The organism is Pseudoalteromonas sp. MMG022 (assembly GCF_021654245.1).
In the GTDB taxonomy this organism is placed as follows: Bacteria; Pseudomonadota; Gammaproteobacteria; order Enterobacterales; family Alteromonadaceae; genus Pseudoalteromonas; species Pseudoalteromonas amylolytica.
Window position 1 is genome coordinate 54,311 of the sequence record NZ_JAKFZQ010000009.1, and the last position, 23,480, is coordinate 77,790.

At 43.7% G+C, this 23,480-nt stretch carries 20 protein-coding genes; 9 read left to right on the forward strand and 11 right to left on the reverse strand.

Going from position 1 to position 23,480, the window contains the following annotated elements:
• The first annotated feature begins 39 nt into the window (after positions 1–39).
• The 4 genes from L1070_RS10290 to L1070_RS10305 all read left to right on the forward strand — a co-directional run bounded on the left by L1070_RS10290 (position 40) and on the right by L1070_RS10305 (position 5,386).
• Positions 40–1,560 (forward strand): CYTH and CHAD domain-containing protein, encoded by a 1,521-nt coding sequence (locus L1070_RS10290; protein ID WP_237125484.1) that lies wholly within the window; start codon positions 40–42, stop codon positions 1,558–1,560.
• Between the two features lie 6 nt (positions 1,561–1,566).
• A complete protein-coding gene (locus L1070_RS10295) occupies positions 1,567–2,229 on the forward strand; it encodes an START domain-containing protein (RefSeq protein ID WP_237125485.1) in 663 nt (220 codons plus the stop codon).
• Between the two features lie 105 nt (positions 2,230–2,334).
• Positions 2,335–3,261 (forward strand): DMT family transporter, encoded by a 927-nt coding sequence (locus L1070_RS10300; protein ID WP_237125486.1) that lies wholly within the window; start codon positions 2,335–2,337, stop codon positions 3,259–3,261.
• A gap of 307 nt (positions 3,262–3,568) precedes the next feature.
• Positions 3,569–5,386 carry an FAD-dependent oxidoreductase gene (locus L1070_RS10305; RefSeq protein ID WP_237125487.1) on the forward strand — a complete coding sequence of 606 codons (1,818 nt, stop codon included), beginning with the start codon at positions 3,569–3,571 and terminating at the stop codon, positions 5,384–5,386.
• A gap of 46 nt (positions 5,387–5,432) precedes the next feature.
• On the opposite strand, the gene L1070_RS10310 is transcribed toward L1070_RS10305, so the two are convergent.
• Complete coding sequence (locus L1070_RS10310) at positions 5,433–6,248, reverse strand: sterol desaturase family protein (RefSeq protein ID WP_237125488.1); 816 nt, start codon at positions 6,246–6,248, stop codon at positions 5,433–5,435.
• Positions 6,238–6,645: a hypothetical protein gene (locus L1070_RS10315; protein ID WP_070983973.1), complete on the reverse strand. Its 408-nt coding sequence runs from the start codon at positions 6,643–6,645 to the stop codon at positions 6,238–6,240. Before L1070_RS10315 ends, L1070_RS10310 begins: the two co-directional genes overlap by 11 nt.
• Before the next feature lie 60 nt (positions 6,646–6,705).
• On the opposite strand from L1070_RS10315, the gene L1070_RS10320 reads away from it, so the two are divergent.
• A complete protein-coding gene (locus tag L1070_RS10320) occupies positions 6,706–7,686 on the forward strand; it encodes an AraC family transcriptional regulator (RefSeq protein WP_237125489.1) in 981 nt (326 codons plus the stop codon).
• A 56-nt stretch (positions 7,687–7,742) separates the two neighbouring features.
• Here L1070_RS10320 and metK read toward each other — a convergent pair whose 3' ends face one another.
• Positions 7,743–8,894, reverse strand: a complete 1,152-nt coding sequence (gene metK / locus L1070_RS10325; protein WP_070984064.1) for a methionine adenosyltransferase — start codon at positions 8,892–8,894, stop codon at positions 7,743–7,745.
• A 265-nt stretch (positions 8,895–9,159) separates the two neighbouring features.
• On the opposite strand from metK, the gene tkt reads away from it, so the two are divergent.
• Positions 9,160–11,151, forward strand: coding sequence for a transketolase (gene tkt, locus L1070_RS10330; RefSeq protein ID WP_237125490.1), 1,992 nt, complete (start codon positions 9,160–9,162; stop codon positions 11,149–11,151).
• Between the two features lie 146 nt (positions 11,152–11,297).
• Here the strand turns inward: tkt and L1070_RS10335 are convergent, their stop codons facing one another.
• From L1070_RS10335 to lptD, 7 genes are all read right to left on the reverse strand, one after another.
• Entirely contained in the window at positions 11,298–13,313 is a 2,016-nt protein-coding gene (locus tag L1070_RS10335; protein WP_237125491.1) for a methyl-accepting chemotaxis protein, read from the reverse strand.
• A 116-nt stretch (positions 13,314–13,429) separates the two neighbouring features.
• Entirely contained in the window at positions 13,430–14,230 is an 801-nt protein-coding gene (locus L1070_RS10340; protein WP_237125492.1) for a symmetrical bis(5'-nucleosyl)-tetraphosphatase, read from the reverse strand.
• Positions 14,231–14,235: 5 nt separating this feature from the next.
• Entirely contained in the window at positions 14,236–14,625 is a 390-nt protein-coding gene (gene apaG / locus L1070_RS10345) for a Co2+/Mg2+ efflux protein ApaG (protein ID WP_070983978.1), read from the reverse strand.
• Entirely contained in the window at positions 14,609–15,415 is an 807-nt protein-coding gene (gene rsmA, locus L1070_RS10350; RefSeq protein WP_105167077.1) for a 16S rRNA (adenine(1518)-N(6)/adenine(1519)-N(6))-dimethyltransferase RsmA, read from the reverse strand. The genes apaG and rsmA overlap by 17 nt, the downstream gene beginning before the upstream one ends.
• On the reverse strand, positions 15,412–16,404 hold the full coding sequence (gene pdxA / locus L1070_RS10355) for a 4-hydroxythreonine-4-phosphate dehydrogenase PdxA (protein ID WP_070983980.1): 993 nt from the start codon (positions 16,402–16,404) through the stop codon (positions 15,412–15,414). Before pdxA ends, rsmA begins: the two co-directional genes overlap by 4 nt.
• 6 nt (positions 16,405–16,410) lie before the next feature.
• Positions 16,411–17,703 carry a peptidylprolyl isomerase SurA gene (gene surA, locus L1070_RS10360; RefSeq protein WP_070983981.1) on the reverse strand — a complete coding sequence of 431 codons (1,293 nt, stop codon included), beginning with the start codon at positions 17,701–17,703 and terminating at the stop codon, positions 16,411–16,413.
• Positions 17,704–17,719: 16 nt separating this feature from the next.
• Positions 17,720–19,966 (reverse strand): LPS assembly protein LptD, encoded by a 2,247-nt coding sequence (gene lptD, locus L1070_RS10365; RefSeq protein WP_070983982.1) that lies wholly within the window; start codon positions 19,964–19,966, stop codon positions 17,720–17,722.
• Positions 19,967–20,053: 87 nt separating this feature from the next.
• On the opposite strand from lptD, the gene L1070_RS10370 reads away from it, so the two are divergent.
• From L1070_RS10370 to djlA, 3 genes are read left to right on the forward strand one after another with little or no spacing between them, the layout of a single operon-like run.
• Positions 20,054–21,067 carry a phosphotransferase gene (locus L1070_RS10370; RefSeq protein ID WP_237125493.1) on the forward strand — a complete coding sequence of 338 codons (1,014 nt, stop codon included), beginning with the start codon at positions 20,054–20,056 and terminating at the stop codon, positions 21,065–21,067.
• Entirely contained in the window at positions 21,064–21,732 is a 669-nt protein-coding gene (gene murU / locus L1070_RS10375; protein WP_237125494.1) for an N-acetylmuramate alpha-1-phosphate uridylyltransferase MurU, read from the forward strand. Before L1070_RS10370 ends, murU begins: the two co-directional genes overlap by 4 nt.
• Complete coding sequence (gene djlA / locus L1070_RS10380; protein WP_237125495.1) at positions 21,732–22,589, forward strand: co-chaperone DjlA; 858 nt, start codon at positions 21,732–21,734, stop codon at positions 22,587–22,589. Before murU ends, djlA begins: the two co-directional genes overlap by 1 nt.
• Here the strand turns inward: djlA and L1070_RS10385 are convergent, their stop codons facing one another.
• A complete protein-coding gene (locus L1070_RS10385; RefSeq protein ID WP_083330450.1) occupies positions 22,590–23,435 on the reverse strand; it encodes a DUF3530 family protein in 846 nt (281 codons plus the stop codon). It lies immediately after the preceding gene.
• Positions 23,436–23,480: the final 45 nt, after the last annotated feature.

Below are 23,480 nucleotides of genomic sequence, written 5' to 3' on the forward strand. Positions count from 1 at the left end.
TTGAGCGTTCAATAACTATATAGGTATTAACTTGCCCAAATGGACACTGAAATAGAACTGAAGTTTTTACTTTCAGACAATGAAGTTCCTCTGATCCCAGGACTCATCACGCAGTTTGCGAAAACTGTTGTTAATAAACCCGCAAAGAACCTTCAAAATGCATATTTCGACACACCTAGCCGAGAGCTACGCGCCTTAGATATTGGCTTACGTACACGCTGTTGTGATGAAGAATGTGAGCAAACCATCAAGTTGGCGGGAGAAGTTGTGGGAGGGTTGCACCAGCGCCCAGAATATAATCTACCGTTAGACTCTGGCCGTCCTAACTTGCTTGCATTCGATGTGGGTATTTGGCCACATGGTATGCAAGTAGATGTTATTAATGAAAATTTATTCCCGATCTTCAGTACTAATTTCATCCGTCGCACTTGGCTCATAGAGACAGAGCAAGGTAGCAAGATAGAAGTCGTTTTGGACAAAGGTGAAATCGTTGCTCAAGGTCAAGTAGAAGCGATTTCAGAACTCGAAATTGAGTTGGTAGAAGGGCAGCGCAATGATCTGTTTTTATTGGCAGATCATTTGATTAATTTATCTGGGATGCGCTTGGGGTTGTATTCAAAAGCGGCTCGGGGCTATCGTTTGGCAGATAATAATCCACTTAAGCCCAACAAGTTCATTGGTTTTGTGCCTTTAGAACATGGTACGACGCAAGAGCAGGCATTTATTGCCACCATTAATTATTGCATTCAGTTTGTGCAAAAACATGAACAGTGCTACTTCGATAAGCCGAGCCTAAAAACGCTTAAGCGCGTGATTGATGGCATTACCTTAATTCGTCACAGCTTTAGATTGTTCAGTGCTATCGTCGATAAGTCGTCGACAGAGCACTTGCGCAGTGAACTCAAATGGCTTCTCAGTGAGCTTGAGTGGGTTGAAAATGCCATTCACCTGAAAACCTATACCTCCAAGCGCCATGCTTATTACAAGAAAATCAGTAATGCCCCTGAGTTGGCTCAGGTCATAGATGACCTGAAAGAAGTTCAGCCGACTGCCACAGACATCGAAGATTTATTCCATTGTGCCCGCTATAACCGTTTGATTTTATCTTTAACGCGTTGGTTGTTGGACAAAGGGTGGCGTCAAAACTGGGATCAAACAGCGCTCAATGGGGCTCAAATGCCACTAAGCGATGTAGCTAGAGAATTATTTGACCGAGATTGGCAGGAATTGCATGACTTGCTTCCTGAAGGAAAGGTACTGACCAAAGCCGATTACTTGCACCTTCGAGCCCGATTAGAGAATACATTACTCAATGGTAACTGTTTGGGTGAATTGTACGACAAAGAGGCGAGACAAGAGTTTAGAACGCCGTGGATTGACATCGTATATGGTATTTACGAGTTGGACACCTTGTCGTATTTGATGCAATTATGCCAAGGGCAGGAGTCAGAAAGTCTGGAAGATATTCAAGTTTGGCTTGAGAAAAAGGCTGACTTCTTGGTGGATGCGATGGAGCAAAGTCGCAGCGTGTCTTTTAAAAGCTTTCCATACTGGCGCTAATTTGAAATGTTAAAGCTCATTGTAATCGTGACAATTGCAATGAGCACTTTCTCTTGCTCAGCCACACAATGGCGAATTTGGCATAAAAGTGATGACTTAAAAATAGCCTTTATGCCCCATGAAAGCGGCATTAACTATGTAAAAGTGAATGCCTTTTATGCGGGGGGCAGTGTTGATTCATTACTCAATATCATGAATGACACAAAATCGACACCACAATGGCTAAGCAGTGTATCTTACGTTGAGGTGTTAGCCCGACCAAATTTAGCACAAGCTGTAGTGTACACTTATTTTGATTCTCCATGGCCCGTTAGTAACCGAGATATGGTCACGCATTCGTGTTTATCGCAACTGAGCGATACCCAGTTCCGATTAGATATTGTTAATAGCTCGCTTGAAGGTCCAAAAAGCAAAGCGATACGGGTTGAGCCCGTGCGTGGCTATTGGTTGCTGACGCAAACCGAGCTGGGACTTAATATCGAGCACCATATTTATGCTGACCCAAATGGTGCAATACCGCATTGGTTGGCGAACAAAACCGCGTTAAAAAATATTCGTAGTAGCTTTATTGCGTTAAAAGAGTTGATATCAGATGCAAAGTACCAGTCATCACCCAGCGCTTTTGTTGCGGGCAATTGTGAGGCATTTAATGAGCTCAAGGTGCAATAACGATAATCTTTAATGGAATAGGTAATAAAAAACGTTTTCTTAACGCAGATTAGTCTGTACAACACATTGTTAAAAAGCGTGCGCTTTTCACCTTTAAGGAGCAGTATGAACACATCAATTCAGGCGGAACGTCCCTCAGATTCTCCCATCATTTTGATGCTAGTAACGGCAATGTTGATATGGGGTGCCAGCTGGATCTCTGGTAAATATATTGCTGACCTTGCACCTGCCCCCGTAACAGTCTTTTATCGGCTAGGCATGGCGACGTTGGGTATGATCCCCATCCTTTGGCTGGTTAATCATTTTAAGTTAGTGCGCTTAAGGTTCTCACGTAAAGCATTACTGTGGTCAGTACCAGCAGGCATTATCTTAGCGCTGTACAACCAATTGTTCTTTTTAGGGTTACATGATGGTTTGCCGGGCAAAGGAGGCATGCTGGTTACCACTACCAATCCGGTATTGACCTTTTTGTTGACCATTTTAGTGTTTAAGCAAACCATCAAAAAGCGACAGGCGCTCGGCTTAGCGCTCGGTCTTGCTGGTGGGTTGTGTATGATTGAAATTTGGCAGTTCAACTACCAGCAGCTTATCGCCACAGGCAACGCCTATTTTATTATGGCCTCGTTTACTTGGGCTATTTTAACCTTGGTGAGCCAGCAAGGTACTCGTTTTGCAGATTTTTTACTGTTTAGTACGTTGATGTATGCCAGTGCCACGCTTGTGAGCTATGGTTTTGCATTTGACTATTCTCCGCTTCGTAGTGTGACTCAGTATTCGACTTTTTATTGGCAGCATATGTTGTTTTTGTCTGTGATTGTTGTGAGTGTCGCAACCAGTGTGTTCTTTTTAGCAAATCAGCAATTAGGTTCTAACCGCTCTAGCTCATTTATCTTTGTGGTTCCCGCATCGGCAATGGGGCTATCGGCATGGTACTTTTCTGAGCCACTCTCGCCACCGGTGTTAGTCGGCGCAATACTCGCTCTCATGGCCGTTTACCTCATCAACAGTAAGCGTGGTAACAAGTTAACCTGAACTCGGGATAAGCTACATGATACAGCACTGTGCTTTTTGCATATTTCTGCGTTGAATTCGCTATTACATACACGAACTCGCCTTGAACTACACAAAAAATACAGTACTGTATGCCTTTTTCACACAGTGCATTGATTTAATTGGTTTTCTCATATCTATTATCCCGAGTTCAGGTTAGTTATTCGGTGGGCTTAAAACCTGAGGTTATTAAGGTTGTGTTTGATGTAATGTTTTGTAATAGGACATCTTCTGAAAATCCATAATACTTAAATGCTGATCTCAGCTATAAGTACAAGGATACATAAGCATGCATAGTGAACAATCACGGATACAAGATGTTGTTGTTGGATTAACGGAGCACCTAACCCAAAGAGCCTCACAAGACTCACCAGACCCACATAATCAGCGGCGTGAAGTGCAAGCTGTATACGCTGAGACGGTGAATAACTTTAAGTTGTTCTATCAAGCCGCCATTGAAGGTGGCTTTAGTCAGTCACGTCTGCTCACTCAGCTGCTTAATGGCTTGAGTGATGTTGCTGGGCTGAACAATTATCAAACTGAAGCCATGATCTTCAATACGCGTTTTCAACAGCACCCTTTTGCAATCGCATTGTGTGAGTCGACGCTTGAAGTGCAATTTATCTATAAGTTAGCGATAAAATATAATTTGCCCATCAGAGTGCGAGCCGGTGGTCATGATCACGAAGGGGAGTGTAGTGGCAGCAATACCATATTAATTGATGTGAGTCGCATCAAACACTTCAGCTACGACTCTTCTACGGAAGTGGCAACAATCGGTGCAGGGTATCGGTTTTATCAATTAACGCCTAAGCTGGCTGAATGTGGGCGTATGATAGCCCATGGAACGTGCGCCACGGTTGGTTTAACGGGTTACATTCAAGGTGGAGGCTGGGGTCCATGGACACGCAAATATGGTATGTGCTGTGAGTACTTAGTTGCCGCGACTGTGGTGCTCGGCAATGGTGAAGTAGTAGAAGTGAGCGAAAGCTGCGAACCTGATATTCTCTGGGCACTGCGTGGCGGCGGTGGCATGAGTTGGGGGATTGTCACCGAGTTACAAGTGAAAACATTCGAATTACCTGATGAAATACATCGCTTTGAAGTTGTTTGGAATGCATTGTCAAAGCCTAAAAAAGGTCGTTATGCACCTTTATGTCAAAAGCCGACGCTAGAAATACTCAAAGCGTGGGAAGAGGTCATTGAGGCGACTGATACACCTGATCTGTTGGGCACAAACTTGAAGATTAACGCGATTGCAAAAAACGCTGAAAACTCAGCGCTGCCATATGATGAATTGCACCATCCATGCACTATGTATGGTTATTGGCAGGGAACAGAGCAGGCTATGCGAGACTTTATTGATCAGGCATTTGGGCCTACTAAGAGTAATGTTGCTAAGCCAAAGATCACATGCACCAAGGTAGGTGGCAAAGTGAAGCCCAAAGGAAAAGCAAAAGCCAGTAGTACACCTATGTATAGTTATGATCATACGCTACTTAGTAATTGGGCAAGAGAGAGCCTTGCAGATCAAGATGTGCCTTTACATCAAGATTTACAACAGCATAAGCAAGCGTTTACACCGGATTATGACGCGCCCGCACCGCACAAAATCACCTCTAAGCTGGTTGAGCATAAAGGGCTCAGTGATAAGGGGTATCAGCAGTTGCTGATGTCCTTAACATCTCCACTCCTTCAAGCCGACAACCCTTCCGTTGGGTTGTTTAGCTATGTGACTTTGGGCGCGATAGTAGGAGATTTCTACAACAACCTTAAAGAAGAGAGTAAAGCACTTGGTGTATCGTTTCCGTACCGTGATTGCTTGTATACCATTCAATATCAAACTTGGTGGAATGAAAGTGTTAAAGACAAACTAGAGCTACAAAACAATACGGTTTATGTTGACACGAACCGAGCGATGGATTGGATAGCAGCGAGCCGAAGTACTGAAATAGATGGTGCATATGGCGCATTTATCAGCTTTAAGGACGCATCCATTCCAACACCGGTTTACTTTCAACAAAACTACGAGCGATTGGTAGAGATTAAAAAGTCCTACATTAAAGACGACTACAATCATCTGCGAACCAGAAAAACCATCATTTAATTCATAGCGCAGCTAGGGTCCTCACGGAATGGCCATTCCACAGGCCCTAGCCAAGCTTTTTGGGACTGCTTATTAATAGGTTTAATTTATCTCTTAGTCGCGGCTGATTTTGCATATTTCGTATGAGTACCAGCCAAGGCGTGAAAACCACATCGACAAATGAAAGGCTGTATAACCGGTCGGTAACGCCGTATTTAGGAGGGTGTGAGGACTTGGGTTGGACGAATGTGCCAAACAACTTATCCCAAATGATCAATACTCCAGCAAAATTTTTATCTACATAACAGGCGTTATGGGCATGGTGTAAACAATGGTGAGTGGGAGTGTTAAAAATTTTTCCAAACCACTTCAGCTCTGGTGCATGTTCTGTATGTACAAAAAATTGATAAGCGAGGTTGAGTGCGACGATGGTCATAACCAGTTCGGGTGAATAGCCCAGCAAAATCAAAGGTAACCAAAATAGCCACATACCCACCATGGGATAAAAAAGGCTTTGCCGCATTGCGGTCGAGAAATTCATGTTGATAGAGCTATGGTGTACAACGTGAGCTGCCCATAGCCAGTTACAGTGGTGGCTTGCTCGGTGAAACCAATAGTATAAAAAGTCTTGTAAGATAAACGCTGCAAGTATGGTGTAACCGTTGAGCTCAAATGTAAAGATGGCTCCGTGTTGGTAAAGCCAATGAAAAAATGGCATGAGTAAGGTGAGAGAGAGTAGATCTGTTGCCTGATGCGACAAAGCCAAGCTCGCATTTAATATAAGCTCTTTGAACGTATAACCGGCTTGTGCTTTGTGATATTCCAATAAGATTGCCATCGCAAACACAGGACCAAGTGCCAGAAGGATATACTCAGCTTGCATGATTGAGTTTCCTTAAGCGGCGCATTGCTGCTTTGAAGTCATAAAGTAGTATCAATTTCAGTAACCAATTGGGCAGCAGTGTATTGCTGAGCCCAAATATCTGATATCTGAGCCTCAGATGGGTATTCATTTTGGTTAATGAAATCACGCCTAGGTGATGTTTAATGGGTCCATGGCCTTCAATTTGATAGCACAGACGCTGTGCACTTGAATGTGTGATAACTTCAACGAAGGAGTGACCCCGCATTGTTACCTGCCGCCTTGTTTGCTGGTTAATACTAGGCAAGGCTTGAAATGTACCGTTAAAAATTTTGGCTAAGGTTTTTGAGTCACAAAACTGGGATAAAGTGAGCTGGCTATCCAAAGGTAAGGTAATAAATATATCGAGCAGTCTCATAACCTTCTGGCATTATTATGAAATCCTTGTACTAGCGTAACTTGGAAATAGGCGGCATACTTGACCTTAATTATTTTATTTTTGTCATTTTGCGCCACTATGTTTGATGTTTGTCGGCAATACTGCCAAGTCATCGCTGAATACCTACCAACAAAAGTGTTGGAACAAAGCCGAATTCCCATGTGGCAATATTTTACAGCCCTAGATAAAGGGGCAGTGCAGCACGGTGATCCCCTATGGGGCTTTGAGCTGGGTAAACAAGTCGATAGTGCACATTATGGTTTGCTGGGATATTTAGTTGAGTCTTCATCTACGCTATTTGAAGCATTAGATGCATTGCTAATGTTTGATAAAACAGTGGCAGATATTGGAGTGTGTCAATTTAGTCAAGCAAACAGTCACGGCTGTATTGTATGGCAACCTTATGAAAACAATCGCCATGCGATTTTGCGAAACATGACCGGTTGGGTGGCGATGGTACGCAAGATCACCGGAAAAACTCTTTCCCCTCATCATGTTGAACTCACCAGCCACTGTACAGATACACAATTACAGCGTTTAGTACCTTGGTTCGGCTGCAAGGTGAGCGACAAGGCTATCCGTAATGCAATTACCTTTGACAGTGAGTTTTTAAATTTACCCATTCTAACTAAAAATGAACTAGTTAATGCTAATTTGTATCCGCTGATCCAAGATTTACAACGCGCCTACAATAGCGGTCAAAGCTGGCTTGCTAAGTTGCAACCAACCCTACATAGCTGTGACTTACAGCTCATGTCGGTGTCGCAGTTGGCGCATATGACAGGCACATCAGCAAGAACGTTGCAACGGCATTTAAGGCTGCATGGATTGAGTTTCAGTAAGCTGGTGGAGCAAGAACGAAAACGCAGATTTACTTTGTTCTGTGAGGTATTAAACAAACAGGCTTTGAGCGAGCTGTTGGGTTATGCCGAACAGGCCTCTCTAAATCGCGCTGTACGGCGTTGGTACGGTCAATCTCCAAGTGAATATGTGGCCAAAAAGCTACAAAATATGAGATAAGCGCGCAATAAAAAAGGTGCCATTAGGCACCTTTTTTTTGAACGTATGTTTGAAGCTTAAAGACCCGCTGCTGCTTTTAGTGCCTCAGCTTTGTCAGTTTTCTCCCAAGGGAATTCATCACGGCCGAAGTGACCATATGCAGCAGTAGGCTGATAAATTGGACGCTCTAGGTCTAGCATGGTTAAAATACCGTATGGGCGTAGGTCGAAGTGATCACGAATAATCTCGATCAAACGTGCTTCTTCAAGTTTACCAGTACCAAATGTTTCAACGCTGATAGATGTTGGCTCTGCAACACCGATAGCATAAGAAACTTGAATTTCACACTTATCAGCAAGGCCAGCAGCAACGATGTTTTTAGCAACATAACGTGCAGCATATGCCGCTGAACGATCGACTTTCGAAGGATCTTTACCAGAGAAAGCTCCACCACCGTGACGAGCCATACCACCGTACGTGTCAACGATGATCTTACGACCAGTTAAACCACAGTCACCCATAGGCCCACCGATCACGAAACGACCTGTTGGATTAATGAAGAACTTTGTCGCTTGCGTCACAAGCTCAGCTGGAAGTACTGGCTTGATGATAGTTTCCATGACTGCTTCAACTAAATCGCTTTGTGAGATAGTGTCACAGTGTTGTGTTGAAAGTACAACCGCGTCAATGCCTACAGCTTTACCGTTTTCGTATGCAAAAGTAACTTGTGACTTTGCATCTGGGCGCAACCAGCTAAGTTCACCACTTTTACGAACTTCAGCTTGGCGTTGCACTAAACGGTGTGAATATGTGATAGGGGCAGGCATCAACACATCAGTTTCGTTACATGCGTAACCGAACATTAGACCTTGGTCACCAGCGCCTTGTTCTTCAGGACGGGCACGGTCAACACCTTGATTAATATCAGGTGATTGCTTACCAATGGTATTTAAAATAGCACATGAATCAGCATCAAAGCCCATGTCTGAGTGTGTATAACCGATTTCACGAACAGTTTTACGTGTTAGTTCTTCGATGTCTACCCAAGCGCTTGTAGTAACTTCACCGCCAACCATAACCATACCGGTTTTAACGTAAGTTTCACACGCAACACGTGCTTTTGGATCTTGTTCTAAGATTGCATCAAGTACCGCATCAGAAATTTGATCGGCGATTTTATCCGGATGACCTTCAGAAACTGATTCAGAAGTAAATAAGTGTTTTGCCATTTCATTTATGCTCATAAACATTGCGCTTCACAAACAACATGGATAAGCGCGAAAAAAATAAGGCGGGTATTTTAACGAAATTTTGAGCACATGCCTAGTTTTTTTACGCCTAGACGTCCAAATTCATAAAAATGCCTTGTAAGGCCCGAAAATCACGGGTCTAAGCAATTTTTTCTGGCATTTTCCGTTGCAGTTTGGCCCAAAAATAAGTAAGAATGGGGTCTTTCAACACCCGCGCATAACAAACTTAAAGGTAGGAGAATTCATGCCATCTCGCAAAGAACTTGCAAATGCAATCCGTGTTCTGTCAATGGACGCGGTTCAAAAGGCCAAATCTGGTCACCCTGGTGCCCCAATGGGCATGGCGGACATCGCTGAAGTGCTTTGGCGCGACTATCTAAAGCATAACCCGAGTAACCCAGAGTGGGCTGACCGTGATAGATTTATTCTGTCAAATGGTCATGGCTCAATGCTAATTTATTCTTTGCTTCACTTGAGTGGATATGAGTTATCGATTGAGGATCTGAAAAATTTCCGCCAGATGCACTCAAAAACCCCAGGCCACCCTGAATATGGTTATGCGCCAGGTATCGAAACAACGACAGGCCCTCTAGGCCAAGGTATCACCAATGCGGTTGGTATGGCGATTGCTGAAAAGTCATTAGCGGCGCAGTTTAACCGTGGCGAGCATAATATTGTTGATCACTACACGTATGCGTTTTTAGGTGATGGTTGCCTGATGGAAGGGATCTCTCATGAAGCGTGTTCACTGGCAGGCACACTTGGTCTAGGTAAGCTTATTGCGTTTTGGGATGACAATGGCATTTCAATTGATGGTGAAGTAGAAGGTTGGTTTAGCGACGATACACCAAAACGTTTCGAAGCATATGGCTGGCATGTTATCGCAAATGTTGATGGTCACGACAGTGAAGCAATTAAAGCTGCAATTGAGGCTGCTCGCGCTGAATCAGACAAGCCAACACTGATCTGTTGTAAAACAGTGATCGGTTATGGCTCTCCAAATAAATCTGGCAGCCATGATTGCCACGGTGCGCCGCTAGGAGATGAAGAAATTAAAGCTGCACGTGAGTTCTTAGGTTGGGAGCACGGTGCATTTGAAGTGCCAGAAGATGTGTATGCGAAGTGGGATGCTACAGCACGCGGTCAGCAGCAACAAAGCGAGTGGCTAGTTAAGTTTACAGAGTATCAAATGGAATACCCTGAGCTTGCTGCAGAATTTGAACGCCGTATGAAAGGTGATTTACCAGCGAACTGGAGCGAGCATACCGAAACGTACATTGCAAACTTGCAAGCGAATCCTGCAAACCCAGCAACGCGTAAAGCATCGCAAAATGCGCTAAACGCTTATGGCCCGATTTTACCTGAGTTTATGGGCGGCTCTGCCGACCTAGCAGGCTCTAACCTTACGCTATGGGAAGGCTCAAAAGGTCTGACAGCGGAAGATGCATCAGGCAACTACATTTTCTACGGTGTGCGTGAATTTGGTATGTCTGCCATTATGAATGGTATTGCATTGCATAAGGGCTTTGTACCTTACGGCGCGACCTTCCTAATGTTTATGGAATATGCGCGTAATGCTGTGCGTATGGCTGCATTGATGAAGCAACCGAGCATTTTTGTATATACCCACGACTCAATTGGTCTTGGCGAAGATGGCCCTACACACCAGCCGGTAGAGCAGCTTGCGAGTATGCGTTTAACACCAAACCTTGTTAACTGGCGTCCATGTGACCAGGTTGAATCAGCGGTAGCGTGGCAACAGGCCATTGAGCGTAAGAATGGTCCAACATCGTTGATTTTCACGCGCCAAGGGCTTGAGCAACAAGCACGTGATGAACAGCAGGTGCAGGCAATTAAGAAAGGTGGTTATGTGCTCAGTTGTGATGGCAATCCTGAGCTAATCCTTATCGCCACGGGCTCTGAAGTACAGCTTGCGGTTGATGCAGCGAAAGAGCTGCGTGAGTCAGGCAAGAAAGTACGTGTTGTTTCTATGCCTTCAACGGATGTATTTGACGCTCAATCGGCACAATACAAAGAAAGCGTATTACCAAGTTCAGTAACTCGTCGTGTGGCTGTTGAGGCGGGCATTGAAGACTACTGGTACAAATATGTTGGCTTAAATGGCGCAGTGGTTGGTATGAGTACCTTCGGTGAGTCGGCACCAGCTAACGAACTGTTTGAACACTTTGGCTTCACAGTACAGAATGTGGTTAACAAGGCAAACAGTCTGTTTTAATTGCTAAATAAAACAAATAAAAACCCCGCAATTGCGGGGTTTTTTTATCCAATGTGAAGCCATTTCGAGTGAAAGGAGGCGTAGGATTTAGCAAATGAGCAATAAAAAAGCGCCATGTGGGCGCTTTTTATATGGTCTGTATAATCTTATACTTTAAATTGTTCTACCGATTGTCTCAGCTCTTCAGCAAGCTTAGCTACTTCGCTGCTTGAGATAGACGTTTGGTTTGCGCCTTCAGCGGTTTGCTCGGCAATAGATACAATCGATTCAAGTCTTTCACTGATCTCCTGAGCGACTTGTTGTTGCTCGTTCGCCGCATTTGAAATCTCTTCACTCACGTCATGTGCCTGAGATACAGCAAGTGTAATACTGTTGAGCGCCTCGTTGGCCAAATCACTTTGCTCAACACAAGACTCAGCTTGCTGTTTACCCTTAGACATGGCTCTTACCGCTTCCTCAGCGCCAGCTTGTAGCGACTCAATCATGGATTGGATCTCTTGGGTTGATTCTTGAGTTTTACTTGCCAGTGAACGTACTTCGTCTGCTACTACAGCAAAACCTCGGCCTTGTTCACCTGCTCTGGCAGCCTCAATCGCAGCATTTAGCGCTAACAAGTTGGTCTGCTCCGCAATACCACGAATTACATCTAAGATACCGCCAATTGATGCGCTATCTTGATGTAATTTATTGATAACGGAGGAAGCTTCATCAACTTCACGTGCCAGTTGCTCAATGGTGTGCTTATTCTCATAAGAGATGCCTTTTACGCGTTCTGCTTCTTTGTCGGCGTTTTTAATTTCCAATAACGCTTGATGGGCACTGTTGCTTACACCATGTGATGTGCTACTCATTTGTGTTGTTGCCGTTGCAGCCTGTTCAACTTGTGCCTGTTGGTTACGTATCGCCTGACTTGACTCTGTGGTGATTGCCGAAGTTTCTTCTGAGGCCGCTGCAAGTTGCGTAGAGCGGGAAACAATACCCGTGATTAGCTCTCTTAAACTAGTGATTAGGGTATTACAACTGCGAGATAATTCGCCGAATTCATCTTTTGCAGAGTCATCAAGTCGCTGTGTCATATCTCCACGTGCAACGATGGTAAGCACACGGTTTACCTCTGTTAGAGGTTTCGTGATCAGGTTTACTGTAATATAAGCCACGACAACAGCCATTAATGTGGCAACGATCATCCCCACCCAAGTCCAAAGGTTTGCCGAGTTCACATCCTCACGCACACCCTGTTGTAAATTGAATGCAACTTGACTTGCTTCATCTAACAGCTCATCTAACTGCTTGATAGCACCTTGTGTTGCTTGTTCTGAGTCTTGTAATTCTTTGCGTGTCATATCAAGCGCATTAAGTAGGTTCTTTTTATTTTCGTATAAGCTTTGGGCTCCGTTGACTTGCTTGTCCAATGCTTGATAGTACGACTCAAGATCAGCAAACAGATCTTCGTCTAATGCTTTCACAGGGCCTTCCATCAAGGCCATATTACGAGCCAACTCTTCTACCAAGTAGCTTTGGTCGTTTTTAACAATTGAGAGGGTATTTAAATTGTCGATAGAAAGCATATCAGTGCTGTTTGTTACCAAAGAAGAGAAGTTGTTCTCCATACTGGTCGCCGCTTGATACGCTCTGGTATTCTGCTCTTTAAGGCCATCTAAATCGATGATGTCCAGAACTACGGTTGTCGCATCTTCTGCATTGAGCTCAATATTTTCTAACTGCACTTTAAGTGTTTTACGCAGTTCTAGTTCCAGTGCTTTGTCTTTTTGCAGGCTGGTTACAGACTTAATGAAAGTATTGAAGCTTTTGCCTACATCTCGTGCACTGTTCGACAGCTTTGGGTTGGTCTGCACAACATCTTGCAACTGAGCATAGGTTTTTTCAAATGTTTGCTGCCTTTTGTCAAACTGTGACTTTAGAGTATCTAGTTCAGGCTGTGTTTGCGCATAGAAAGTTCCCTGTGCCATTTTGCTCATTAAAGAAAACTCAACCTGTAGCTCAGAGCTTTTATCAAGAGCGGGGAGCGATAATCGATTCACTTGTTGCGTGGAGTTATCGATGTTTGCAATCCTTAGCAAGGAGTTTCCGCCAATTAACAGCAGTAAAAGGGTGATAAATATAAAGCCACCCCAAATTCTTTGGCTAACAGTCAAGTTCATACAGATTCCATAAATTTACTAATAGGATTGAATAACTTATCGGTTTCATTCAGGATAAGTTAAGTATTTTATAGCAGAAGCGACTAAAAAATTCAGTAAAACTAGGCGAGTATACCTTATTTGCTTGAAAAATACTCACTTGTTTGTAGATCTATCATAGTCATCGGGCCACCCCAGACGCACCCTGTATCCAAAGCAACGACATTATTCATATTAGTTTTACCTTCTAATGCTGCCCAGTGACCAAAGATATAACGAGTTTTATCTTTGTTAAAGCGCTCATGCTTAAACCACGGTCTGAGGACTTTGGCAGAATGAGTAGGGCCCTTGTGGTTTAAATTCAATTGTAGCTTGTCATCTAAAAACCGCATACGGGTAAAAACGTTGACGATGGCCTTAAACTTATCCTGTGTATTCAGTCTATTGATTGCTTGGTTTGGGTGCGGCCCATACATATTTATATAGTACGATAGCGCTTCATCTGACTGATAACATTGTTGCGCAAACAGGGCGTACTCCATCGCTTGTGGGACGCTCCAATCCGGATGGATCCCAGCATGGGATATAAAAGTGTCAAACTCAGGCAGAAATACAGCAAGAGGTTGAGCACGCAATAAAGCAACGTATTGTGGCAGTTTATTGCTGACAAATACATTTTCAAGTTTATCTTTTGGGTTTGGGTCTTTATTAAGTGCTACACATGCCAAAAAGTGCAAATCGTGATTACCAAGCGTAATACTAACAGCATGTTGATTATGATAAAGAAAGTCTAAGCAGGCTTGCGAGTCTTGACCCCGAGCAATAACATCCCCAACCAGATACAGATGATCTCGGCTGGGGTTAAAGTCGACAACTTCGAGCAGTTGCATAAAAGGTTTATAGCAACCTTGTATATCTCCAATCGCGTATTGAGCCATCGTATTTAATGTAAAATATTGGGGCAGGCTAAACGAAACACTTCAATAGGTGCTTTGAACTCGCTGCCAAACTCGTTACGCATTACATAGTAGCCCTGCATTGTACCAAGCGGCGTATCGAGTACAGCTCCGCTGGTATATTTATAGCTTTCGCCAGGCCCAATGGTGGGTGTTTCACCTACGACACCTTCACCTTCTACTTCGGTTTCCTTACCGTTTGCATCGGTGATAAGCCAATAGCGACTGTGTAACTTCGCATTACACAAGCTATGGTTTTTAATTGTAATGGTATAGGCAAATACGTATTTGTCTTTTTCGGGCTGCGACTGGGCTTCTACGTAAAATGTTTCTACAGAAACCTTAATCGGTGAGCCTATATTACTGCTTGTTGTCATATATCCAGTTAGCTATATCAATAAATTGTGCAAGTGATAAATTTTCAGCACGTTTAGAGGCATCAATACCTAATTGTTCCATTTCTTCACTGGTTAACAGGTTTGATAAGCTATTACGTAGTGTTTTACGACGCTGATTAAATGCCTCTAAACATACGGTGTTTAGTATTTTGGTCGACTTAGCAGTGCGCTGCTCAGGCTTTTTGGGAATTAGGCGAATAACCGCCGAATCAACCTTAGGTGCTGGCTTAAAACACTCAGGTGGTACATCAATGACCGGCATAGCATGGCAATAGTACTGTGTCATCACGCTCAAGCGACCGAAGGCTTTAGAGTCTGGGCCGGCAACCATGCGCTTAACGACTTCTTTTTGCAACATAAAATGCATGTGCTCAACATGGTCTGCAAACTCAAATAAATGAAATAGCAAAGGTGTTGATACGTTATATGGCAAGTTACCGAAGATCTTTAATTTCTCATCGCTTTTGATAAGGCTTGAAAAATCAAATTTCATCGCATCACCTTGATGCACCGTTAACTTGGGTCCCATAAAAGGATGGTGAATCAAACGCTCAGCAAGATCTTTATCAAGCTCCACAACAGTTAAATGCCCACTTAAATCAACGACTGGCTCTGTAATTGCGCCAAGGCCAGGGCCTATTTCAACTAGGTTGTCAGTGGGCTTTGGGTCGATGGCAGTCACGATTTTATCGATGATCATGTCATCGTTTAGAAAGTTCTGGCCAAAACGTTTACGGGCGCGGTGCCCTAAATGTACTTTATCTGTCATGAATTCTGTGCTTTTTCAGTGGCGAGCTTGATAGCTTCGCGGATCGCTAAGTCAAAACTACCCACCTCAATGTTATTGGTGGCGGCCAAATCTAGGGCCGTACCATGGTCAACAGAGGTGCGTATAAAGGGTAATCCTAGAGTGATATTAACCGAATTACCAAATCCTTTGTATTTTAACACAGGTAAGCCTTGATCGTGATACATAGCGAGCACGGCATCTGCATTATCAAGATATTTCGCTTGAAATAGCGTGTCAGCAGGTAATGGGCCGATAAAATTCATGCCTTGCTGGTTCAGCATTTGCAGGGTTGGCGAAATAGTGTCTATTTCTTCTCGGCCTAAATGGCCATCTTCACCAGCATGGGGGTTAAGTCCACATACCAACACTTTAGGCTGTTCAATGCCAAACTTATTCTGTAGATCGTGATGTAGAATAGACGCAACTTTGGCTAGGCGTTCTTTAGTAACGGCTCTGGATACATACTCAAGCGGGATATGTGTTGTGACCAGTGCTACACGTAATCCTTCAGTTGCCAACATCATCACCACATCGGCGGTGCCTGACTGTTGTGCAAAGTACTCCGTATGGCCACTAAAAGAAATACCCGCTCGGTTGATAATGCCTTTATGAACAGGGCCTGTGACTACCGCATCAAATGTACCGTCCATATTCTTTTCAGATGCCAGACGCAGTGTTTCTAAAACATAAAGGCCATTTTTCTCATCTAACACACCCGGAGTGACCTCACCACCTTTATCAACTTGCATGTAGTACAAGCTGCCAGCCTCTGCCGGGGTGGCAGGCTGGCTGGGGTCAAATTCGATCATATTGACTGATAGCCCAAGTTGCGCGGCGCGTTGTTCCATCAAACTTTTGTCAACTACAGCAATCAGTTGCACGGGCCAGCTTTTTTGTACCAGCTTGATAACTAGATCTGGTCCAATTCCAGCGGGTTCGCCCGGTGTGATCGCAATTCTTAAGCTCATAATTACTTACTCATCAGGGAAGATATCAATATGGGCTTGCTCTCTTATTTCGCTTTGCCACTTGAATGCTTCTTCTTTGAACTTACGGTTGTACAGCAAGCCATGAGCGCGGTTCAGTTTAGCCTGCTCGGTTTTGTCTGCTACACGTTTATCAAGCAACTGCACGATGTGCCAGCCAAATGAGCTTCTAAAAGGTTCGCTGATTTCATCTTTTTCTAGCGATAATAGGGTGTCTCTAAATGCAGGCACATAAGTTGTTGGGTCTGTCCAGTCATATTCACCCCCTTTAAGGGCTGAGCCTGGGTCCTCTGAATGCTCTTTCGCTAATTCAGCAAAATCCGCTTTCCCCGCTCGTATGTCAGTAACAAAACCTGAGAGCATCTCTTTTGCTTTTTCTTCACTGAGAATGATAGATGGCTTAATCAAGATATGACGAGAGCGAACCTCTGTTGTTTCAACAACTTGACGACCACGAATATCTTGCACTTTCAAAATATGAAACCCTGCGCCTGAGCGAACAGGACCGATGATTTCATCTTTTTTCTTACCTTTGATTGCTTCGGCGAATAAAGAAGGCATTTCGTTAATACTCATCCATCCTAACTGACCGCCCTCAAGTGCTTTTGGACCACTTGATGATGCAATAGCAATACGTTTAAAGTCTCTACCTTCATTAAGAAATTCAATAACTTTGTCTGCGCGTGTTCTCGCGTCTTCGATTTCTTCCGGCGTTGCTTTATTTGGGATCTTGACCAAAATATGACCCAAATCAAATTCCTCGGCGCTACCGGTTTGCTCAGAGAGTATTTTTTGCAAGTTAGCAATTTCGCGAGGGCTAATGTAAATGCGACGGTCAACGTTCGCTCTTCGTACTTGGCCTATGGTAATCTCTTTACGAATTTGCTCACGGTACTCTTGAAAGTTTTCACCACTACTTTCAACTGTTTTTCTTAAATCTGCAATGGTTCCGCCTTGATCTTGCGCGATACTAGCAAGCGTTTGATCAAGTTGCGCATCGGAGATTTCCATCCCCATTCGCTCTCCAAGTTGAAGCATGAGTGTTTGATCGACAAGACGGTCAAGGGCTTGAATACGTAAGGTTTTATCTGAGGGAAGCTCGGTGTTTTGTTGCTTCGCTTGTTCTTTTACTCGCTGGATAATCTGATCTACTTCACTTTGTAGAATCACACCATCGTTTACGGTAGCGACTACTTTATCAATTTGCACTCGCTCAGCGAGTGCGTGTTGGTTGATGCTCATCCCGAATAGGGCAACCAATAACAGCTTTTTAAAATTCATAATGTTCTAATATTTATTAATTATTTAAAAAATAAGGGCGTCGATAATTAAATAGTCCCTGTTGCAGAACTTGTTCAATATCATAATTTGACTTGCCGCCAAGGCCTTTAAGCACAAAGCTAATACCTATACTTGAGTCAAATTGCGCATCGTTTTGATTAATTGTGCGATTTAAATCTGTTTCTATTTGCCTTTTACCCGTAATTTGAACGGCCCAGCAACAGCTTTCATAGCGTATCCCAGCAAACACTTCAACGCTACGCGAGGTGGTTAAGTCTCTGTGATAGCTAGCAACTACCTGCCAATTGTCATTTATTGGTAAACTAGCAAACATACCAGCTTGATCAATTTCATATCCTGAGACATCACTGGCATAACGATGGTTCAATTGAACTAACTTATTGTTGTCACCTTTATAATCCAGTGTTGTATGAGATTCAATGAGTTCTTTTGCGTCGGCGTCGTACTGAATACCTGCAGAGAAGTACCAACGTCTGTGCCAATGTATCATGGTTTCGGCTGCAAACAAGGCATTATAATTTGTTTGACCGTCAAGGCTCTGTGCGCTTGGCTTAACATCATCTTCCAAATAGATAATTTGTCCTGCGCTGAAATTGAACCTCTCTAGATTCTTGTCATCGAACAAGCGTGTCGTCGCACCTAATGTGATCTGGTTGGCTTGCGCGATTCTGTCTACACCAGAAAACCGTTGTTCGCGGAACAAACCGTAAAAGTCATCCTGCGTTTTGGTGGTATCATATAAGCCGATACTCCGTTGGTCACGCTCTGGGGTATATAAATACTGCATTTGTGGCTCTAAGGTTTGAGTGCCATTTTCAAAAAGCATACTGTCACGTTCAAAATTAAGTTGCGTATGCACCCTAACTTTAGGCAAGGTGCGCGTGACGTCACCTGCAAATTGTGTATTGTGTAAATCACCTTCTTGCTTATAGCGTGTGTGTAACAGGCTAACTTCACCAAGTAATGACCATGCGTAATCGCTAATTTTATAACTGGCTTTCGGTTCGATATGAAAGCGTGTCGCTTGTTCAATCAAAAGCGTTTTGTTACGAAAGTGACTTAGCTCACCTTGCAGATTAAAATCTAAGCCTAACATGTTGTAAGCATAGCGATTTCGCCAACTAATTTGCGGCAAGGCGGCATACGATTCAGTATGATCACCTAAAACTTCGAAATTCTGTAATTTAATGTCTGCGAGCCATTGCTCGCCGAGATAGCTCAGGATGCCGGTTCTATCAAGTTGAGTCCCTGTTTCACTTGCATAGTCTGACGTCAGGTCGGTCAGATAGTTATCATCACTGACATTTGTGATATCAAGGCTCAAGCGCCAGTTGTTACTTAAATAGCTTTGTTGGTTCCAGTGAACCAAATAACGCTCTCCAAGCGTAGGCTCGGAATCATCCTTTTCAAGATATTCTATCCCGAGGAGACCCGAGTGATGTTCGGTTAAATACCTAAACTCACTGATAAGCTGCACACCCTGATTTGACATGTATCTCGGCGACAAGGTGGCGTCATAGTTTGGCGCAATATTCCAGTAATAAGGTAGTACCACCTCTAACCCATAGCGGCTCGATGGTGCAATTTTTGGCATCAATAGCCCTGATTTACGTCGATCGTCTATGGGAAATGTGAAATAGGGGATATATAACACTGGTGTATCAAGGATTTTTAGCACTGCGTTGTGTGTCTCACCCCAACCATCTTGTCTCGATAAGATGATGTCATCGGCTTCAAGCGCCCAAAATGGTTTATCAGAAGGACACGTCGTAAAACTGGAATTGAACAATGAAATTTTTTCGCCTGAGGCTGAGAACTTTTCAGCCCCGCCACGACCAAGTTGTTTTGTTAATTGGTAGTCAGCACCAAGTAAGCTAATTTCATTATCATTTAAATCTGCGTATAGCGCGTTGGCTTTTACATCGGTGAATGAGTCTCGGTAGCGCAGAGGGCCTGTGGCATTGAGTAGGCTTTGTTTTTTATCAATGAGTGCGCTGCTGGCAAATAACGACATCTTGTTGGTATTAATCACCACATTACCCGAAAACTCAGCGCTCTCTTTGCCTTGCATTTCGACGTCATCAGCTTGAATATCAATTGCATTGTTTGGTAATGAGCTCAGTGGTTGCCATGGTTGCGGTTGCAAAAATTGGCCACATAATTGTGATGTAGACTCTGATGCAGCCACCGCATTGGCATTGGCCAATACGACGCAGACGATTGCAGCCCATGTTTTGCTCATTTATTAACCTTGAACGCCGTTATTTATATTAAGCAAGACATGATAAAGTAAAACTTAGTGAAATACAGTAATTAAGAGTGGAATTTTGTGACAAATAAGCAAAATAGACAGAGCCTGTACGAAGGCTTTTTAAACTCGTACTTTGGTAATTGTGGTTACCAATACAGCGCAATTACCAGTGATGCAAGCTTTCGCTGTTATCACCGAGTGGTATCTGCACAGCACAGTTACATTTTAATGGACTCAGACCCTGATAAGTTAGACAATCGGCCTTTTGTTGAGTTGAATCGCTGCTTTACGCAAGCTGGCCTAAAGGTGCCAAATATTTTGCATATTGATATGGATAGTGGCCTTATGCTTTTAGAAGATCTTGGTTCGCAGCATCTAGCTGATAGGCTTGATGATCAGACGCGAATGCAAGACTATCAAGAAATAATTGCATTGCTTCCTCGTATCGCCAGTACACCGGCTTCTGATTTTATGAAGCCGTATGATGGCCAATTTATCAACATGGAATTAGACATTTTCTGGCAGTGGTTGATTGGCGATTGGTTGAAGTTAGATGAGCGCAATTTGCCTGTCACGCAGTGGACGACACTGAAAAAGCAATTAATTGATGCGATGCTTGCACAGCCTCAGGTAACTATGCATCGCGACTTTCATAGCAGAAATATCATGAATGTAAGTGGAGAATGGGCACTTATTGACTATCAGGATGCAGTGCAAGGGCCAGTCACTTATGACGCAGTATCCTTACTTAGGGATTGTTATTTTAAGTTGCCACAAGCTGAATTTAACATGCTCCAAAGCGCCAGCTTTGCAAAGCTGGATGAGGCAAACTTATTACCACACATGACATTTGAGCAGTACCAAAGATACTTTGATATGACAGGAATACAGCGACACCTCAAAGCAGCAGGAATATTTTGCCGTTTGCTGTTACGCGATGGCAAAGCCGGGTATCTGCAAAACATACTTCCAACCTTGCAATATATCCATGATGTAGCGAAATGTTACGAGTCGTTTCAGTGGCTTGCAACTTGGTTACGGCATGACATAATGCCAAAAGTCGAAGCTAAGTTGAGTTATAAAACAGTATGAAAGCCATGATCCTTGCGGCTGGACGCGGGAAGCGAATGATGCCATTGACCGCTGATTTACCCAAACCAATGTTGCCGGTTGCAGGCCGCCCATTACTCGAATATCACATAGAGCGGCTACGTAATGCGGGCATTACACAGATAGTGATCAACCTCGCGTGGCAAGGTGAGAAAATCGTTCAGCATTTTAGTGATGGCAGTGCATTTGGTGTACACATTCACTACAGTTATGAACCGCAAGAGGGGCTCGAAACTGCCGGTGGAATACGCAATGCACTAGATGTATTAAGCGAATGTGATGATACTTTCATTGTGATTAATGGCGATATATTTACTGATTATGATGTGAGCGCTTTAACGCAACTGGCGCTGGGTGAGCAAGAGGCTCATATCGTATTGGTTGAGAATCCAGCACATAATCCTCAAGGTGACTTTCGTTTGGCTCATCAACCACTGAATGAGCAGCGTTACACCTTTGCCGGTATTGGCTTATATCACAGCTCTTTTTTCAGGCAGTTGGCACCTGGTTTTACTCCTTTGGGGCCAGTGTTAAGAGAGGCACTTGAGCAAGGGCATGTATCAACGGAGCTTTATTTAGGGCTATGGAGTGACATAGGTACACCCGAGCGTTTATCTGAAATTAATAGCATGTGGGAGCAACAATAATGTGGGGTAAACTGCTTGGTACGTGCTTTGGATTTATGTTTGGACGCTGGGTAGGGGCGATTTTGGGCTTCTGGCTTGGTCATATGTTTGACAAAAGTTTAAAGCAAAATTTTGATAAGGTAGGTGGTTTCCAAGGGTTCTTTAGTGGTGATGATTTACATCAACGCCAAGCGCTATTTTTCTCTAGCTGTTTTGCGGTTATGGGGCATATTGCCAAGTCAAATGGGCGGGTGAGCGAAATTCACATTCAGGCCGCATCGGCGTTTATGGATGAAATGGGCCTACATGGCGAAAATAGACAAGAAGCTCAAAATGCTTTTCGTGCGGGTAAAAGCGCCGATTTCCAATTAAAAGAAGCAATCAGCGACTTTAAAGACGTATTTGCACGTCGCTATGATTTATTGCAGTTGTTCTTAGAAATTCAAATTCAAATGGCCTTTTCAGACGGCCACTTAGCGGCTCAAGAAAAGCAGTTGTTGCAAAAAGTGAGTCAATATTTGGGGATCTCCGTAACGCATTTCCAGTTTATCCTTAAGCGATATCAGGCAGAGTTTAGTTTTCGTCAGCAGCGAGCCCAAGAACAAAGCCAGCAAAATGGCCAACAGCGGAGTCACTATCAGCAAAAACAACCCCCTAGCAATGAAGGCACCTTTTCTAAATCTCAGGCACTGGCGGTATTGGGATTGGGAAATGACGCGACCGAAAAAGATATTAAGCGCGCGTACCGCAAGCTGATGGCTCAGCATCACCCCGATAAATTGGTGTCACAGGGTTTACCTGAGCACATGATGGAGGTGGCTAAACGCAAAAGCCAAGATATTCAGTCCGCTTACGAGTTCTTGAAAAAAGCAAGCTGATCACAAGCGTCGTAAGAAACCGTTAAGCTCCTTTCTCAAACGCTGGTGCTGCATCGGTTCATTGCTTGCGCCAAAGAGTTCACGTTGGCGGTAATCATACTTGTTATTGCGTTTGACCCAACGCATTCTTTGCTGTGCGTTGTCTAGTAGGGTCTGATTATCTTGTGAATAGACAATGTCTAAAAGTGGCGGACCAACCAAAGAAAGAACCGCTGGCAAGTGTTTATTTCTTTTGATATTAGGGAGTTGTGCACTAAGGGTGATTAGGGCATCAATTTCAATGTCTGGCAAAGCTGCTAAGTGTTCTGAAAACACCCCCGCACTGGTTCCGGCTGCAATAACAACAAATTGTTGCTCAGAGTTCAAATCTAGGGTTTGCTGCAACGCCTCAAAGCTTGCCAGCAAGTGCTCTTTATATTCGTCTAACATCGCCTCTGACCAAGGGCCTTGGTATTCAGATGTATTACCCTGCGCACTGTCGTCGGGTGTAAACATCCCTGCCTGCCAATTCAGCTCTGGAGTTTGAATTGCATAGGTATCAAAGCCATCATCTGTGAGGGCTTGAGAAAGGTAGCCCAGACCGTGGGGTGATAATGGTCCTTGGTCTGCGCCTGGCAGCATAACAACAACACCACGTTTTATCGCACTCATATAGGGAGAAAATAACGCTAGTACTTTGCCTTGATCAGTTTCTAGCTCGATAAGTTGCTTAGCAAAGTATTTATTGAGGTCACCTTGCTCTACGTTGGTTCGAGCCGGTGGCATAATAAATTGTGCAGATTCTGCGCGGCTATAACTGCTTGTCGTTACAAGGATTATGCTTAAAACTAGCAAAATAAACTTCATAACAATGTGTTTGAAAATTGGCTCATATCAGTGTATCGGCAGCAG